Below are 16,658 nucleotides of genomic sequence, written 5' to 3'. Positions count from 1 at the left end.
CTCTTTCCCTTTTCAATATTTAAGAACGCTCAAGCTCGATGTCGAGGCCCAGGGAGCGGATTTCCTTGACCAGCACGTTGAACGACTCGGGCATGCCTGCCTCGATGGCGTGCTCGCCCTTGACGATGGATTCGTACACCTTGGTACGGCCCACCACGTCGTCGGACTTCACGGTCAGCATTTCCTGCAGCACATAGGCCGCGCCGTAGGCTTCCAGCGCCCACACTTCCATTTCCCCGAAACGCTGGCCGCCGAACTGGGCCTTGCCGCCCAGAGGCTGCTGCGTCACCAGAGAGTACGGACCCGTGGAGCGGGCGTGCATCTTGTCGTCGACCAAGTGGTGCAGCTTCAGGTAGTGCATGTAGCCGATGGTGGTCGGACGCTCGAAGCGGTCACCGGTGCGGCCGTCATACAGGTAGGCCTGCGTGCGGCTTTCGGTCAGGCCCTTGCGCTCCTTCAGCTCTTCCGGATATGCCAGATGCAGCATGTCCTGGATTTCCTGCTCGGAAGCGCCGTCGAACACCGGCGTGGCAAACGGCACGCCCGTGGTCAGCGCCTGCGCCATGGACACGATCTCGTTGTCATCGAGCTGGGCCAGGTCTTCCTTGCGGCCGCGCGAGTTGTAGATCTCTTCCATGAAGGCACGGATTTCGGCGGCACGGGCTTCCTGCTGCAGCATGTCGCCGATGCGCTGGCCCAGGCCCTTACCGGCCCAGCCCAGATGCACTTCCAGCACCTGGCCGATGTTCATGCGCGAAGGCACGCCCAGCGGGTTCAGCACGATGTCGGCAGTGGAGCCGTCGGCCATGTAGGGCATGTCCTCGACCGGAACGATCTTGGAGACCACGCCCTTGTTGCCGTGGCGGCCGGCCATCTTGTCGCCGGGCTGCAGGCGGCGCTTGACGGCCAGGTAGACCTTGACCATCTTGAGCACGCCAGCGGGCAGCTCGTCGCCCTGGGTGAGCTTCTTGCGCTTTTCTTCGAAAGCCAGGTCGAAGCTGTGGCGCGTCTGCTCCAGCGAGTTCTTGATGGACTCGAGCTGGGTGGCGACCTCGTCCTCTGCAGGACGGATGTCGAACCAGTGGAACTTCTCCACGCCGTCCAGGTAGGCCTTGTCGATCTTGGCGCCCTTGGCCAGCTTTTGCGGGCCGCCGTTGGCCACGCGGCCATTGAGCAGCTTCTCGATACGGTCGAAGGCGTCGGCCTCGACGATGCGCAGCTGGTCGTTCAGGTCCAGGCGGTAGCGCTTGAGTTCATCGTCGATGATCTGCTGGGCACGCTTGTCGCGCTGGATGCCTTCACGGGTGAAGACCTGCACGTCGATCACGGTGCCTTGCGAGCCCTGGTCCACGCGCAGCGAGGTGTCCTTCACGTCGGAAGCCTTCTCGCCGAAGATGGCGCGCAGCAGCTTCTCTTCAGGCGTCAGCGTGGTCTCGCCCTTGGGCGTGACCTTGCCGACCAGCACATCGCCGGGCTGTACTTCCGCACCCACGTAGATGATGCCGGACTCGTCCAGGCGGTTGAGCTGCTGCTCGGACAGGTTCGGGATGTCGCGCGTGATTTCCTCGGCACCGAGCTTGGTGTCGCGGGCCATCACCACGAGTTCTTCGATATGGATCGAGGTGTAGCGGTCTTCGGCCACCACGCGCTCGTTGATCAGGATCGAATCCTCGAAGTTGTAGCCGTTCCAGGGCATGAAGGCGATCAGCATGTTCTGACCGATGGCGATTTCGCCCAGGTCGGTCGATGCGCCGTCGGCCACCACGTCACCCTTGGCCAGCTTGTCGCCACGCTTGACGATGGGACGCTGGTGGATGTTGGTGTTCTGGTTGGAACGCTGGTACTTGATGAGGTTGTAGATGTCCACGCCGACTTCGCCGGCCACGGCTTCCGCATCGTTCACGCGGACCACGATGCGCGTTGCATCGACATAGTCCACGATACCGCCGCGGGTTGCCGTCACCACGGTGCCGGAGTCCACTGCCGCCACGCGCTCGATGCCCGTGCCCACCATGGGCTTTTCGGGACGCAGCACAGGCACGGCCTGACGCGACATGTTGGCGCCCATCAATGCGCGGTTCGCGTCATCGTGCTCCAGGAACGGAATCAGCGAGGCAGCCACCGACACGATCTGTGCGGGCGACACGTCCATGTACTGAACGCGCTCGGCCGACACCAGGGTCGAATCACCCTTTTCGCGCGCCGACACCAGGTCGCCGATCAGGCGGCCTTCGGCATCCAGCTCGGCATTGGCCTGGGCGATGATGTACTTGCCTTCCTCGATGGCCGACAGGTAATCGATCTCCATCGTGACCTTGCCGTCGGCCACGCGACGGTAAGGCGTCTCGATGAAGCCGTACTCGTTCAGGCGGGCGTACAGGGCCAGCGAATTGATCAGGCCGATGTTGGGGCCTTCAGGCGTTTCGATAGGGCAGACGCGGCCGTAGTGGGTCACGTGCACGTCGCGCACTTCGAAGCCTGCGCGCTCGCGCGTCAGACCGCCCGGGCCCAGGGCCGAGACGCGACGCTTGTGCGTGATTTCGGCCAGAGGATTGGTCTGGTCCATGAACTGCGACAGCTGCGACGCACCGAAGAATTCCTTCAGGGCGGCCGAAATCGGCTTGCTGTTGATCAGGTCATGGGGCATCAGCGGCTCTTGCTCGGCCTGACCCAGACGCTCCTTCACGGCCTTCTCGATACGTGCCAGGCCCGTGCGGTACTGGTTCTCGGCCAGTTCGCCCACGCAACGCACGCGGCGGTTGCCCAGGTGGTCGATGTCATCGACCTCGCCCTTGCCGTTGCGCAGATCCACCAGGATCTTGACCACGGCCAGGATGTCCTCGTTGGACAGCACCATGGGGCCGGTGGCGCCATCGCGGCCGACCTTGGCGTTGAACTTCATCCGGCCCACGCGCGAAAGATCGTAGGTGTCGGGGTTGTAGAACAGGCGCTGGAACAGGGCCTGCACGGCGTCCTCGGTCGGCGGCTCGCCGGGGCGCATCATGCGGTAGATGGCCACGCGCGCAGCGAACTCATCGACGGTTTCGTCGGTGCGCAGGGTCTGCGAAATGTAGGCGCCCTGGTCCAGCTCGTTCGTGTAGATGCACTGCAGATCCTGGATGCCGGCGCTGCGCAGCTTCTTGAGCAGGGACTCGGTCAGCTCTTCGTTGGCCTTGGCGATGATCTCGCCAGTGTCCGGATCGACGATGTTCTTGGCGACCACGCGGCCGATCAGGAAATCTTCGGGGACGCTGATGAACTTGGTGCCCGACTGCTCCAGCTCACGCGTGTGGCGAGCAGTGACGCGCTTGTCCTTGGCGACCACGACCTTGCCCGACTTGTCGGTGATGTCGAAGCGCGCGACCTCGCCGCGCAGGCGCTCGGGGACGAACTCCATCTGCGCGCCCGAATCCATGAGGCGGAAGTTGTCGTTGACGAAGAAATTGGCCAGGATCGATTCCGGCGTCAGGCCGATGGCCTTCAGCAGAATGGACACGGGCATCTTGCGACGACGGTCGACGCGGAAGAACAGCAGGTCCTTGGGGTCGAACTCGAAGTCCAGCCACGAGCCGCGGTAAGGAATGATGCGTGCCGAGAACAGCAGCTTGCCCGAGCTGTGGGTCTTGCCCTTGTCGTGTTCGAAGAACACGCCAGGCGAGCGGTGCAGCTGCGAGACGATGACGCGCTCGGTGCCGTTGATGATGAACGAGCCCTTGTCGGTCATCAGGGGCACTTCGCCCATGTAGACCTCTTGCTCCTTGACTTCCTTGACCACCTTGGACTGCGAGGTCGAAGACTCACGGTCATAGATGATCAGCTGAACCTTGGCGCGCACGGCAGAGGCGAAGGTCAGACCACGGGTCTGGCACTCGCGCACATCGAAAGCAGGCTTGGCGAGGTTGTACTCGACGAACTTCATCTCCACAAAACCGTTGTGGGAGACGATGGGGAAGGCAGAGTTGAAGGCCGCTTGCAGGCCTTCGATGGTGCGTTTTTTGGGGGCTACATCTGCCTGCAAGAATGCGGTATATGCATCTTTTTGCATCTGCAGCAGGTAAGGCACTTCGAGCACGCTGTCGCGGCTCCCGAAGCTTTTGCGGATTCGCTTGCGTTCGGTGTAAGAATAGGCCATGAGATCTCCGGGCAAAGACATGAGTCCTGGGTCTGCGACGACTGCCCCACATGGAAAGCTCCCTGCGGGCTTGGCGGTTGGCCACTACCAACCATGGCTGACGGCGATGCGTTGCACATCGCCCGAACCAAGGCATCTTCTGCTGTCGGGTTGTCAGAAGACACTAGAAAACAGGCTGCTCCAGACCGCTTTCTAGTGTGCTCTATGGATACGCTCTCCACAAGCGCCAAAGGCTGGAGGCCCTTTTTCGGAGCCTCCAGCCCTTGAGGGGACTGAATTACTTCAGTTCAGCCTTGGCACCGGCTTCCACCAGCTTCTTCACAGCGGCTTCAGCGTCAGCCTTGGCAACGCCTTCCTTGACGTTCTTGGGAGCGCCGTCGACCAGGTCCTTGGCTTCCTTCAGACCCAGGCCGGTGATTTCACGCACGGCCTTGATGACGGAAACCTTGTTCGCGCCGGCTTCGGTCAGCACAACGTTGAACTCGGTCTTTTCTTCTGCAGCAGCAGCGCCGCCAGCAGCGCCACCAGCAGCGGGAGCGGCCATGGCGGCAGCGCTCACGCCGAACTTCTCTTCAATGGCCTTCACCAGGTCATTGAGTTCCAGGACCGTCATGCCGTCGAGCGCGGTCAGAAATGCGTCTTTATCGAATGCCATTTTGATTTCCTAACAATATTGGTTAACTGCCGCGCGCTCAGGCTGCGACTGCTTCGGCTGCCGGTTCTTCGGCAGAGCCTTCGCTCTTCTTTGCCGCCAGGGCGCCCAGCACAACGGCCGTACGCGAGATAGGCGACATCAGCAAGCCACACAGTTGTGCCAGCAGAACTTCCTTCGAGGGGATGTTCGCCAGTTGCTTCACACCGTTCACGTCCAGGGCCTTGCCTGCAAACGCACCACCGCGGATCACCAGCTTGTCGTTGGTTTTCGCGAAGTCGGCCACCACCTTGGCGGCAGCCACTGCGTCTTCAGAGAAGCCATAGATCAGAGGGCCGGTCATCTGGTCGGCGACAACGTCGAACTGGCTGCCAGCCACAGCACGGCGGGCCAGCGTGTTCTTCAACACGCTCAGGCTCACACCCTTGCTGCGGGCGTCAACGCGCAGTTTGGTCATGTCGGCGACCGTGATGCCGCGGTATTCCGCGATCACAAGCGTTTGAGCTTTTGCGGCGAGGCTGGTCACTTCATTGATGACCGCTTCTTTCTCACTGCGATTAAGACTCAAGGTCTACTCCTTCAAATGCACACTCGGGGCAGGCCCCTCATGCGCGCTCTTGTTGCAGCGACCAACTGTTTTGGAAATGCATCCATCTGCAGCGGGATCGCCATCTGCGTTGGCCCCTGAGGTTTAAGTGCCGCAAGGCACACCAACGGTCTTGGATGACCCGGCGCATCGCTGCGCCGGCCCACCACTGAGGCAGCCCGCAAGCCGCCTCAAGATTTCTTGGCTATCAGGCCGAGATGGTTTGCGTGTCGACGCGAACGCCCACACCCATGGTCGACGAAACAGCCACCTTGCGCAGGTACAGGCCCTTGCTCGAGGCGGGCTTGGACTTGTTCAGGGCGTCGATCAGCGCAGCCAGGTTGCCTTGCAGCTTCTCGTTGTCGAACGAGCGGCGGCCGATGGTGGCGTGGATGATGCCGGCCTTGTCGACGCGGTATTGCACCTGACCAGCCTTGGCGTTCTTCACGGCCGTGGCCACATCGGGAGTCACCGTACCCACCTTGGGGTTGGGCATCAGGCCGCGCGGGCCCAGGATCTGACCCAGCGTACCGACGACGCGCATGGCGTCGGGGGCAGCGATGACCACGTCGAAGGGCATGTCGCCAGCCTTCACGCGGGCAGCCAGGTCGTCCATGCCGACCACGTCGGCGCCGGCAGCCTTGGCTTCTTCAGCCTTGGCGCCTTGGGCGAACACGGCCACGCGGGCGGTCTTGCCAGTGCCGTGGGGCAGCACGACGGCGCCACGAACCACTTGGTCAGACTTCTTGGCGTCCACGCCCAGTTGCACGGCCACGTCGATGGATTCATCGAACTTGGCGGTGGCGGCTTCCTTCACCAGCGCCACGGCGTCGGCGAAAGCGTACAGCTTGGTGGACTCCACCTTGCCCTGGAGAGCCTTTTGCTTCTTGGTCAACTTGGCCATTTACACACCCTCCACAATCACGCCCATCGAACGGGCCGAACCAGCCAGCGTACGCACGGCGGCGTCGACGTCAGCAGCGTTCATGTCCTTCAGCTTGGTGTTGGCGATCTCTTCCAGCTGAGCGCGGGTGATCTTGCCGACCTTGTTCTTCAGGGGGTTGGAGGAGCCTTTGTCCAGCTTGATGGCCTTCTTGATCAGCACAGTCGCCGGAGGCGTCTTGATGATGAAGGTGAAGCTCTTGTCGGCAAAGGCCGTGATGACCACGGGCAGGGGCAGGCCGGGCTCGACACCTTGGGTCTGGGCGTTGAACGCCTTGCAGAATTCCATGATGTTGAGGCCGCGCTGACCCAGCGCAGGACCGATCGGAGGAGAGGGATTGGCCTTACCAGCTGGCACTTGCAGCTTGATGAAGCCGACGATTTTCTTCGCCATTGAATGCTCCTTGCGGGTATAGCGCCGCCGGCCCAACCAACAATAGTTGCAGCCGGCAGCTCCCCGGGGGTTAAAAGACTCTTGCTGACACGCCCTGCACCGAGCCTAAAAATGCAGAGCCAGAGATTGTAAGCGGTAACTCAGGTTTTTTCAACCTGAGCAAATTCAAGCTCGACCGGCGTAGAGCGACCGAAGATCATCACCGAGACGCGCAGGCGGCTCTTTTCGTAGTTGACCTCTTCGACCGAGCCATTGAAGTCCGTGAACGGACCTTCCTTGACACGCACCAGTTCGCCGGGCATGAATTCGATCTTGTGGCGCGGCTTGTCCGTGCCTTCCTGCATCTGGCTGACGATCTTGCGCACTTCCTCTTCGGAGATCGGTGCTGGGCGGTTCTTGGCACCACCCACGAAACCCGTCACCTTGCTGGTGTGCTTGACCAGGTGCCAGGTGTCGTCGTCCATGACCATCTCGACGAACACGTAGCCAGGGAACAAGCGGCGCTCGGTGGTACGGCGCTGGCCGTTCTTCATCTCCACCACTTCCTCGGTGGGAACCAGGATGCGGCCGAACTTGGACTGCATGTCCGAACGCGCGATGCGCTCGATGATGTTGCGCTCCACGGCCTTTTCCATGCCGGAGTAGGCATGGACGATGTACCAGCGCAGATCCGGATTGGCAGGCGTTGCCCCTCCGTCGTTCACACCTGTTTCGACAGCATCCATTACTTCCTCCAGCCCAAAATCAGGTCATACAGGACCCACTCCAGCGTCTTGTCCGTGAACCACAGGAACAAGGCCATGATGACCACAAAGCCGAAGACGTACAAGGTCATCTGCATGGTCTCCTTGCGCGTCGGCCAGACGACCTTCTTGACTTCGCGCCAGGCATCCTGCGCAAAGCTGACGAAACGCTTTCCGGGCTCGGAAACAAGGAACGTGCCAGCAGCCGCAGCCAGACCGACCAGCAGCACCAGCCACTGAACGATGGGACCTTGCTTGCTCAGCAGATAGAAACCTGCGATCGCAGCAACGACTAAAGCCGCGACTGCGGCAAGCTTGGCTTTGTCAGCTCCGGAGCTGACCGTTTCAACCTGAGTAGTGGCCATAATCCATTTCTAATGCGCATTTTTTGCGCAACGCCAAGACACCGAAGCCCGCTTTGGGGCGGGCTCGTTGCGATTCCACCATCAGGTGGCAGGGGCAGTAGGAATCGAACCTACAACCTTCGGTTTTGGAGACCGACGCTCTGCCAATTGAGCTATACCCCTACGAATCAGTTAGGCAATGATCTTGGCAACCACGCCAGCGCCCACGGTACGGCCGCCTTCGCGGATAGCGAAGCGCAGACCTTCTTCCATGGCGATGGGGGCGATCAGCTTGACGGTGATCGACACGTTATCGCCAGGCATCACCATTTCCTTGTCGGCGGGCAGCTCGATGGAGCCGGTCACGTCGGTCGTGCGGAAATAGAACTGGGGACGGTAGTTGTTGAAGAACGGAGTGTGGCGACCACCTTCGTCCTTGGACAGCACGTACACCTCAGCCGTGAAGTGGGTGTGGGGCTTGATGGAGCCGGGCTTGCACAGCACTTGGCCGCGTTCCACGTCTTCACGCTTGGTGCCGCGCAGCAGCAGGCCCACGTTGTCGCCAGCCTGGCCTTGGTCCAGCAGCTTGCGGAACATTTCCACGCCGGTGACGATGGTCTTCTGGGTGTCGCGGATACCGACGATTTCGATTTCTTCGCCGACCTTGATGATGCCGCGCTCAACGCGACCGGTCACCACGGTGCCACGGCCGGAGATCGAGAACACGTCTTCCACGGGCATTGCGAAGGCACCGTCCACAGCGCGCTCGGGCGTGGGGATGTAGGTGTCCAGGGCTTCAGCCAGACGCAGGATGGCGGGCTCGCCCTTGTCGCTTGCGTCACCTTCCAGGGCCAGCTTGGCCGAGCCGCGGATGATGGGGGTGTCGTCGCCGGGGAAGTCGTACTTGGCCAGCAGCTCGCGCACTTCCATTTCGACCAGCTCCAGCAGCTCTTCGTCGTCCACCATGTCGCACTTGTTCAGGAACACGATGATGTAGGGCACTCCCACCTGACGAGCCAGCAGGATGTGCTCGCGGGTCTGGGGCATCGGGCCGTCAGCGGCCGAGCACACCAGGATAGCGCCGTCCATCTGAGCAGCGCCGGTGATCATGTTCTTGACGTAGTCGGCGTGGCCGGGGCAGTCAACGTGAGCGTAGTGGCGGTTGGCCGTTTCGTACTCGACGTGGGCGGTGTTGATCGTGATGCCGCGGGCCTTTTCTTCAGGTGCTGCGTCGATCTGGTCGTAAGCCTTGGCTTCGCCGCCGAACTTCTTGGACAGAACGGTGGCGATGGCAGCCGTCAGGGTCGTCTTGCCGTGGTCCACGTGACCGATGGTGCCCACGTTGACGTGGGGCTTGGTACGCTCGAATTTTTCTTTAGCCATTTTTCCGACTCCGAAAAAAATCTAAATCACTACAACAGGATTTGGCGCAACCCCATCTAGCGAGCGCACCAGAGAGAATGGTGCCCATGGGCAGGATCGAACTGCCGACCTCTCCCTTACCAAGGGAGTGCTCTACCACTGAGCCACATGGGCCTTGAAGCCGCCGAAGCAACCTCAAAAAACTTTGCTAGCAAACTGGAGCGGGAGACGGGAATCGAACCCGCGTCATTAGCTTGGAAGGCTAGGGTTCTACCATTGAACTACTCCCGCACAGATTGACTGCACGCTGCCACCTTTTCAGATGACTTCTCTTCTTCACCATTACTGGTGGAGGGGACTGGATTCGAACCAGTGTAGGCGTAAGCCAACAGATTTACAGTCTGCCCCCTTTAGCCACTCGGGCACCCCTCCGAAGAGATTTGAATTCTAGCACCGTTTTTTTCGTCTGAAAAAATTCAGTGCATTTTTTTCTCAGGCCACCGAGGCGATCCAAGAAAAATGTGGCGCGGCTGGCGGGGATCGAACCCACGACCCTTGGCTTCGGAGGCCAATACTCTATCCACTGAGCTACAGCCGCTCAAGGCATCGCTGCCCTGCACAAGCCGATGATTGTCGCATGACTTTGCACTACCGCGTACAAGCCCCGCGGCCCAGCCCGCTCATTGGGCAGGAGCCTCCGAAACCGTGAAGCCCAGCCCGCGCAGGCAGACATCCACCGCCTGGGCACCCACTTGCTTGAGATCGAAAGCCCGCCCCAGCAGCCAGCTCTGCAGCAGCCCGTCAAACATGGCGCACAGTGCGATCGATGCCTGGTGCGCCGACATGGGCATGGTGACCGCATGGCTTTCGGCGGCGGCACACAGCGCCAGCTCCAGCCGGGACGAAAAGGAGTCCAGTGCCGCGCGATTGCGCTCCTGCACCGGCATGAGCTCGCCCACGTACTCCACCTTGAGCAACAGGATCTCGAAGACGCGCCGCGTGCTGTCGTCATCCGCAATGCGCCCGAAGACCACCGCCATCAGGCGCCGCACATATTCCAGCGCATCGCATTCGGAGTCATCTTCGCAGTCGCCCTGAGCGGCCTGCTCCAGCGGGAGCGTGACGCGATCCAGCATGGCATAGAAGAGATCCAGCTTGTCCTTGAAATGCCAGTAGACCGCACCGCGCGTGGCGCCGGCTCGCTGGGCAATCTCGTTGAGCGAGGCCCGGGCGACACCCTGCTCGTAGAACACTTGCTCCGCAGCGTCCAGCAGACTGTTGCGCGTTGCAAACGCATCTTCTTTCGTTCGTCGTGCCAAGATGTATTTCCTTCCATCGTTGAGCCCGGCCATGCCACGCTACGCCATGCTTCGCGCCGCCTTGCAGCAACTGCGGTCATTATACATTCATGTATGTATGTATAATCCGCGACTTGCCCGTGGACACGGGCGTTCCGGATAGCGCTGACCGGAACGTCAACATCGTTATTTGATTCAGCACAAGGACCCATCATGCCCAGCACACGCAGCAATGTGTCAGCCGCTCCGTCCCCTTACAACAGTCTGCGCCTCACCACCGTGGCCCTGGCCGTCACCGCCGCAATGGCCATGGTCGCCTGCGGGAAAAAGCCCGAAGAACAAGCTGCCGCACAGCAGCAGATGCCCGCCGTCCCTGTAGGTGTGGTGGTGGCCACCCCCGCCGATGTGGGACTTGTGACCGAGTTGCCCGGCCGCGTGGACGCGCGCCGCGTGGCCCAGATCCGGGCCCGTAGCGCCGGCATCGTGCAGGAGCGCCTGTTCAAGGAAGGCAGCGACGTGAAGGCCGGCCAGGTGCTGTACCGCATCGATCCGGCGCCCTACCAGGCGACGCTGCAAAGTGCCAAGGCCACGCAGGCCCGTGCCGAGGCCAACCAGGCCCAGGCACTGGCGCAACTGGAACGCTACCGCCCGCTGGTTGCCGCCAACGCGATCAGCAAGCAGGACTTCGTCAATGCAGAGGCTGCCTACAAGCAGGCCCAGGCTGACGTCGCGGCCGGCAAGGCCTCCGTGCGGACCGCCGAGATCAATCTTGGCTATACCAGCGTCACCGCCCCCATTTCTGGCCGCATCGGCCAGTCTCTAGTGACCGAAGGCGCGCTGGTCGGCCAGGGCGAGGCGACCCCGCTGGCCGTGGTCCAGCAGATCAATCCGGTCTATGTGAATTTCACCCAGTCGTCCAGCGAAGCCTTCCGGCTGCGCCGCGCGATGGAGCAGGGCAAGCTCAAGAAGGCCGATGGCGCCGAAGCCGCCAGCGTCGAGGTGCGCCTGGACGATGGCACGGCCTACGAACTAAAGGGCAAGCTGCTGTTCACCGACCTGACCGTGGACAGCTCCACCGGCCAGGTCACGCTGCGTGCCGAGGTGCCCAATCCCAAGGGATTGCTGCTGCCCGGCATGTATGTGCGCGTGCGCATGGAGCAGGCCCAGGCGTCCAACGCCATTGCCGTGCCTCAGCAGGCGGTGACGCGCACCGAGACCGGCGACACCGTGAGCGTGGTCAGCGACGACGGCAAGATCACCAAGCGCCAAGTGAAGGTGACCACGGCCCAGAACAACCAATGGCTGGTCAGCGAAGGCCTGCAGGCGGGCGAGAAGGTGATGGTCGACGGCTTCCAGAAGCTGCAGATGCTGCCACCCGGCACGCCGGTCAAGCCCGTACCGTGGCAGCCCGAGGCCGCAGGCGCCCAGAAGCCGGCCGGCACGGCAGCGCCAGCCCCGCAAGCCGCAGCCGATGCCAAGCCTGCGGACCAGGCAGACAAGAAGTAATCAAGGGGCTCAGCAATGGCCAAGTTCTTTATCGACAGACCGATCTTTGCATGGGTCGTCGCGCTGTTCATCATCGTCCTCGGTGGTATCGCGCTGACCAAGCTTCCGATCGCTCAATACCCCAAGGTGGCTCCTCCGGCCATCGTCATCAACACGGCCTATCCAGGCGCGTCCGCGAAGGTGCTCGAAGACAGCGTGCTGTCCGTGATCGAGCGCGAGATGAACGGCTCGCCCGGCCTGGTCTACATGGAGTCTGTGGCCCAGGCCGACGGCACGGGCAGCATCACCATCAGCTTCGAGGCCGGCACCAACGTGGACCTGGCGCAGGTGGACGTGCAAAACCGCCTCTCGCGCGCCACGCCGCGCCTGCCTGCTTCGGTGACGCAGCAGGGCGTTCGCGTGGACAAGGCGTCGTCCAACTTCCTGCTGTTCATCATGCTGTCGTCCGAGGACGCCAAGGCCTATGACACGGTGGCCCTGGGCGACTATGCCTCGCGCAACATCGTTCCCGAAATCCAGCGTGTGGCAGGCGTGGGCCAGGCACAGCTGTTCGGCACGGAAAAGGCGATGCGCATCTGGTTCGATCCCGCCAAGCTGCAGGGCTACAAGCTCTCGGCCGAGGACGTGACGGCCGCCATCCGCAGCCAGAACGCCCAGGTGGCCAGCGGCGCCATCGGCGACCTGCCCAACATCACGGGCCAGAAGATCGCCGCCACGGTGACGGTGATGGGCCAGCTGTCTTCGATCAGCCAGTTCGAGAACATCGTGCTGCGCGCCAATGCCGATGGCTCCACCGTGCGACTCAAGGACGTGGCCACCATCGAGATCGGCGGCCAGGCCTACGCGACCTCCGCCCGCCTGAACGGCAAGGATGCCGTGGGTATCGGCGTGCAGCTGACGCCCAGCGGCAACGCGCTGGCCACGGCCAAGGCCGTGCATGCACGCATGGAGGAACTGAAGAAGTTCTTCCCCAAGGGCGTGAATTACTCCATTCCCTACGACAGCTCCAAATTCGTGAGCATCTCCATCGAGAAGGTGGCCCACACGCTGCTGGAAGCCATCGTGCTGGTGTTCCTGGTGATGTACCTGTTCCTGCAGAACTGGCGCTACACGCTGATCCCGACCATCGTGGTGCCCATTGCACTGCTGGGCACCTTCGCGGTCATGCAGGCCGTGGGCTTCTCGATCAACGTGCTGGCCATGTTCGGCATGGTGCTGGTCATCGGCATCGTGGTGGACGACGCCATCGTGGTTGTGGAGAACGTCGAGCGCATCATGAGCGAGGAAGGCCTGCCGCCGCGCGAGGCCGCGATCAAGGCCATGGGCCAGATCTCGGGCGCCATCGTGGGCATTACGCTGGTGCTGATCGCGGTGTTCATACCGCTGGCTTTCTTCGCGGGGTCCACCGGCAATATCTACCGGCAGTTCTCCATCGTGATGGTCGCCTCCATCAGCTTCTCGGCCTTCATGGCGCTGACGCTGACACCGGCTCTGTGCGCAACGCTGCTCAAGCCCGTGGAGGCCGGCCACAACCACGAGAAGAAAGGCTTCTTCGGCTGGTTCAACCGCACGTTCGCACGCTCGGCCAAGTCCTATGAAGGCTGGGTGGCTCGCCTGCTCAAGCGCTCGGTGCTGATGATCGGCGTGTACCTGGCCGTGATCGCCGGTGCCGTGGTGGTGTTCCGTGGCCTGCCGACCTCGTTCCTGCCGACCGAGGACCAGGGCTACTTCATCGTCAACGTGCAACTGCCTCCTGGCGCCGCCAAGGAGCGCACGCTGGAAGTCATGAAGCAGGTCGAGGAGGCCGTGCTGCCGCAGCCCGAAGTGGCCAACATGGTCAGCGTGCTGGGCTTCAGCTTCTCCGGCCAGGGCCAGAACGCCGCCCTCGCCTTCGTGCCGCTCAAGGACTGGTCTGAACGCAAGGGAGCGGACTCCACGGTGGATGCCATGACGGGCCGCATCATGGGCATGACGGCGGGCATACGCGACGCCTTCGTGTTCGCCGTGAACCCGCCGCCCATTCCCGAACTGGGCAATGCCGTGGGCTTCTCGTTCCGCCTGCAGGACCGTGCCGGCCACGGCCACGATGCGCTGATCAATGCGCGCAACATGCTGCTGGGCATGGCCGGGCAGAGCAAGGTGCTGGCCGGCGTGCGTCCCGACGGCCTGGAAGACGCGCCGCAGCTGCGCATCGAGATCGACCGCGACAAGGCCAACGCACTGGGCGTGGACTTCACCTCGATCAATGCGGCGCTGTCCACGGCACTGGGCTCGTCCTACGTCAATGACTTCCCCAACCAGGGTCGTCTGCAGCGCGTGATCGTGCAGGCCGACGCTCCGGCCCGCATGCAGCCCGACGATCTGCTGCGCCTGAACGCGCGCAATGCCAAGGGCGATCCGGTGCCGCTGTCCACGTTCGCGACCACCAAGTGGGTCAAGGGCGCGCAGCAGACGGTGCGCTACAACGGCTACCCGGCCGTGCGCATCGAAGGCTCGGCTGCTCCGGGCTTCAGCTCGGGCGATGCCATGGACGAGATGGAAAAGCTGGCTGCCAAGCTGCCCGAAGGCTTCGGCTTCGAGTGGACCGGCCAGTCGCGTGAGGAAAAGCTGGCGGGCTCGCAAGCCATCTTCCTGTACGCCTTCGCCATCCTGGCCGTGTTCCTGTGCCTGGCCGCTCTGTACGAGAGCTGGTCGATTCCGCTGTCGGTGATTCTGGTCGTGCCGCTGGGTCTGCTGGGCGTGGTGCTTGCCACCTTGCTGCGCAACTATTCCAACGACGTGTACTTCCAGATCGGACTGGTGACGGTGATTGGCCTGTCGGCAAAGAACGCCATCCTGATCGTGGAGTTCGCCAAGGACCTGCAGGCCGAAGGCAAGGGCCTGATCGAGGCCGCGCTGGAAGCCGCACACCTGCGGTTCCGGCCCATCATCATGACCTCGCTGGCCTTCGGCCTGGGCGTGGTGCCTCTGGTGATCGCCTCCGGCGCCAGCTCCGCCAGCCAGCGTGCCATCGGCACCGGCGTGCTCGGCGGCATGATCACCGGCACCGTGCTGGCCGTGCTGTTCGTGCCCACCTTCTTCGTCGTGGTGCGCAAGCTGTTCAAGGGCAAGATCAAAACGCACAACCCGCCGTCCACACCGGCCGGCAAGGAGGCCTTGAGCCATGATTAATCGCAGTACCCCGGTGGCCATCGCCACCGCCGTGCTCCTGGCGGGATGCTCGCTCATCCCCACCTACGAGCGCCCTGCCGCTCCGGTCGCGGCCCAATACACCCGCGCGAACGCCACTGCTGCGGCAGAAGGCGGAACGGCTGCCGCACAGCTGCCCTGGCAGGATTTCTTCCAGGACGCACGCCTGCAGCAACTGGTGCGCACCGCGCTGGACAACAACCGCGACCTGCGCGTGGCCGCGCTCAATATCGAGCGCGCCCAGGCGCAGTACCGGATCACGCGCGCCGACCAGTTCCCGACGGTCGGTGCAGGCGTCAACGCCAGCCGCGCCCCGAATACCACGGGCTCCGGCACCAAGTACGTCAACAGCTACCAGGTCGGCCTGGCCGTGACCTCCTGGGAGCTGGACTTCTTCGGGCGCATCGGCAGCCTGAAGGAAGCGGCCCTGGCCCAGTACCTGGCCACCGAGGAAGCGCGCCGCGCCGCGCAGACCAGCCTGGTGGCCGCCGTGGCCAGCGGCTGGTACACGCTGCTGGCCGACGAGCAGTTGCTGAAGATCTCGCGCGACACGCTGCAGACGCGCGAAGAGTCGATCAAGCTGACCAAGCTGCGCTTCGACACGGGCGTGGCCTCCGAGCTGGACTACCGCCAGGCCGTCTCGCTGACCGAAGCTGCGCGCGCCACCCTGGCGCAGCAGCAGCGCCAGCGTGCCCTGGACGAGAACGCCCTGGTGCTGCTGCTGGGCCAGGCGCTGCCTGCGGACGTGGTCGCCAGCCTGGGCTCCAGCCAGGGCCTGCGCGACACGGCCGACCTGCCTGCCGTGCCGGCCGGCCTGCCGTCTGACCTGCTCACGCAGCGCCCCGACATCCGCCAGGCCGAGCAGCAACTGATCAGCGCCAATGCCAACATCGGCGCGGCGCGTGCGGCCTTCTTCCCGCGCATCACGCTGACCGGGCAGTTCGGCACGGCCAGCAACGAGCTGTCGGGCCTGTTCAAGAGCGGCAGCTGGGGTTTCACCCTGGCGCCCTCGGCCCTGCTGCCCATCTTCGATGCGGGCCGCAACTCGGCCAATCTGGCTGCGGCCAAGGTCGATCGCGAAGTCGCCATTGCGCAGTACGAGAAGTCCATCCAGAGCGCCTTCCGCGAAGTCTCCGACGCACTGGACAGCCAAGGCACGCTGCGTGACCAGATCATGGCCCAGCGCGCCCAGCTCGAAGCCGAGCAGGCACGCCTGAAGCTGTCCGACCTGCGCTACAGCAACGGCGTGGCCAGCTACCTGGACCTGCTGGACGCACAGCGCACCCTGTTCGCGCTGGAGCAATCCACCGTGAGCGTGCGCCTGGCGCAACTGCTCAATCAGATCGAGCTGTACAAGGCTCTGGGCGGCGGCTGGACCGACAGGACGGCGACAGCGGCTGCAACCACGCAAACTCCCGCGCAGCAATAACCGCATCTGCCGCGCCAACCGCAAAGAGGCGTTCACCGCAAGGTGAACGCCTCTTTGTCATTCAGTGCGGCAAGCATTTGC

Annotated in this window: 12 protein-coding genes and 5 tRNA genes; 3 read left to right on the top strand and 14 right to left on the bottom strand. The window is 62.9% G+C overall.

The features are described 5' to 3' along the window. Positions 1-19 precede the first annotated feature (19 nt). From rpoB to U6958_RS04215, 14 genes are all read right to left on the bottom strand, one after another. Positions 20-4,132 (bottom strand): DNA-directed RNA polymerase subunit beta, encoded by a 4,113-nt coding sequence (gene rpoB / locus U6958_RS04280; protein ID WP_016450391.1) that lies wholly within the window; start codon positions 4,130-4,132, stop codon positions 20-22. Between the two features lie 277 nt (positions 4,133-4,409). Further along, positions 4,410-4,787, bottom strand: a complete 378-nt coding sequence (gene rplL, locus U6958_RS04275; RefSeq protein ID WP_012202441.1) for a 50S ribosomal protein L7/L12 — start codon at positions 4,785-4,787, stop codon at positions 4,410-4,412. Between the two features lie 37 nt (positions 4,788-4,824). Continuing rightward, entirely contained in the window at positions 4,825-5,352 is a 528-nt protein-coding gene (gene rplJ / locus U6958_RS04270) for a 50S ribosomal protein L10 (RefSeq protein ID WP_016450390.1), read from the bottom strand. A 226-nt stretch (positions 5,353-5,578) separates the two neighbouring features. Continuing rightward, positions 5,579-6,274, bottom strand: coding sequence for a 50S ribosomal protein L1 (gene rplA, locus U6958_RS04265; RefSeq protein WP_016450389.1), 696 nt, complete (start codon positions 6,272-6,274; stop codon positions 5,579-5,581). After that, on the bottom strand, positions 6,275-6,706 hold the full coding sequence (gene rplK / locus U6958_RS04260; RefSeq protein ID WP_012202438.1) for a 50S ribosomal protein L11: 432 nt from the start codon (positions 6,704-6,706) through the stop codon (positions 6,275-6,277). A 140-nt stretch (positions 6,707-6,846) separates the two neighbouring features. Beyond that, positions 6,847-7,431 carry a transcription termination/antitermination protein NusG gene (nusG, locus tag U6958_RS04255; protein ID WP_016450388.1) on the bottom strand — a complete coding sequence of 195 codons (585 nt, stop codon included), beginning with the start codon at positions 7,429-7,431 and terminating at the stop codon, positions 6,847-6,849. Next, entirely contained in the window at positions 7,431-7,814 is a 384-nt protein-coding gene (gene secE, locus U6958_RS04250; RefSeq protein ID WP_012202436.1) for a preprotein translocase subunit SecE, read from the bottom strand. Before secE ends, nusG begins: the two co-directional genes overlap by 1 nt. 86 nt (positions 7,815-7,900) lie before the next feature. Continuing rightward, positions 7,901-7,976 (bottom strand) — tRNA-Trp (locus tag U6958_RS04245). Positions 7,977-7,985: 9 nt separating this feature from the next. Further along, positions 7,986-9,176: an elongation factor Tu gene (tuf, locus tag U6958_RS04240; RefSeq protein WP_016448514.1), complete on the bottom strand. Its 1,191-nt coding sequence runs from the start codon at positions 9,174-9,176 to the stop codon at positions 7,986-7,988. A 78-nt stretch (positions 9,177-9,254) separates the two neighbouring features. Further along, positions 9,255-9,329 (bottom strand) — tRNA-Thr (locus U6958_RS04235). Positions 9,330-9,372: 43 nt separating this feature from the next. Then, a tRNA-Gly gene (locus tag U6958_RS04230) sits at positions 9,373-9,446 on the bottom strand. A gap of 55 nt (positions 9,447-9,501) precedes the next feature. Beyond that, positions 9,502-9,587, bottom strand: a tRNA-Tyr gene (locus tag U6958_RS04225). 90 nt (positions 9,588-9,677) lie between these two features. Then, positions 9,678-9,753 (bottom strand) — tRNA-Arg (locus tag U6958_RS04220). A gap of 82 nt (positions 9,754-9,835) precedes the next feature. Continuing rightward, complete coding sequence (locus U6958_RS04215) at positions 9,836-10,474, bottom strand: TetR family transcriptional regulator (RefSeq protein ID WP_026061988.1); 639 nt, start codon at positions 10,472-10,474, stop codon at positions 9,836-9,838. Positions 10,475-10,666: 192 nt separating this feature from the next. On the opposite strand from U6958_RS04215, the gene U6958_RS04210 reads away from it, so the two are divergent. The 3 genes from U6958_RS04210 to U6958_RS04200 are packed head-to-tail and all read left to right on the top strand — an operon-like array spanning position 10,667 to position 16,577. Continuing rightward, a complete protein-coding gene (locus U6958_RS04210; protein WP_074922628.1) occupies positions 10,667-11,959 on the top strand; it encodes an efflux RND transporter periplasmic adaptor subunit in 1,293 nt (430 codons plus the stop codon). Positions 11,960-11,974: 15 nt separating this feature from the next. Next, on the top strand, positions 11,975-15,130 hold the full coding sequence (locus tag U6958_RS04205; RefSeq protein ID WP_016448486.1) for an efflux RND transporter permease subunit: 3,156 nt from the start codon (positions 11,975-11,977) through the stop codon (positions 15,128-15,130). Further along, positions 15,123-16,577: an efflux transporter outer membrane subunit gene (locus U6958_RS04200; protein ID WP_046987756.1), complete on the top strand. Its 1,455-nt coding sequence runs from the start codon at positions 15,123-15,125 to the stop codon at positions 16,575-16,577. The genes U6958_RS04205 and U6958_RS04200 overlap by 8 nt, the downstream gene beginning before the upstream one ends. Positions 16,578-16,658 lie beyond the last annotated feature (81 nt).

The sequence above is a fragment of the Delftia lacustris genome (assembly GCF_040267515.1).
Classification (GTDB): Bacteria; Pseudomonadota; Gammaproteobacteria; order Burkholderiales; family Burkholderiaceae_C; genus Comamonas; species Comamonas tsuruhatensis.
The sequence above is the reverse complement of the archived record's forward strand: the minus strand, read 5'-3'. Positions and strand labels throughout refer to the sequence as shown.

What these genes read in the sequence shown, in the direction of transcription:
- rpoB (WP_016450391.1), bottom strand. Translation starts at nt 4,132, where the DNA reads ATGGCCTATTCTTACACCGAACGCAAGCGAATCCGCAAAAGCTTCGGG.
- rplL (WP_012202441.1), bottom strand. Translation starts at nt 4,787, where the DNA reads ATGGCATTCGATAAAGACGCATTTCTGACCGCGCTCGACGGCATGACG.
- rplA (WP_016450389.1), bottom strand. Translation starts at nt 6,274, where the DNA reads ATGGCCAAGTTGACCAAGAAGCAAAAGGCTCTCCAGGGCAAGGTGGAG.
- rplK (WP_012202438.1), bottom strand. Translation starts at nt 6,706, where the DNA reads ATGGCGAAGAAAATCGTCGGCTTCATCAAGCTGCAAGTGCCAGCTGGT.
- nusG (WP_016450388.1), bottom strand. Translation starts at nt 7,431, where the DNA reads ATGGATGCTGTCGAAACAGGTGTGAACGACGGAGGGGCAACGCCTGCC.
- secE (WP_012202436.1), bottom strand. Translation starts at nt 7,814, where the DNA reads ATGGCCACTACTCAGGTTGAAACGGTCAGCTCCGGAGCTGACAAAGCC.
- tuf (WP_016448514.1), bottom strand. Translation starts at nt 9,176, where the DNA reads ATGGCTAAAGAAAAATTCGAGCGTACCAAGCCCCACGTCAACGTGGGC.
- U6958_RS04210 (WP_074922628.1), top strand. Translation starts at nt 10,667, where the DNA reads ATGCCCAGCACACGCAGCAATGTGTCAGCCGCTCCGTCCCCTTACAAC.
- U6958_RS04205 (WP_016448486.1), top strand. Translation starts at nt 11,975, where the DNA reads ATGGCCAAGTTCTTTATCGACAGACCGATCTTTGCATGGGTCGTCGCG.
- U6958_RS04200 (WP_046987756.1), top strand. Translation starts at nt 15,123, where the DNA reads ATGATTAATCGCAGTACCCCGGTGGCCATCGCCACCGCCGTGCTCCTG.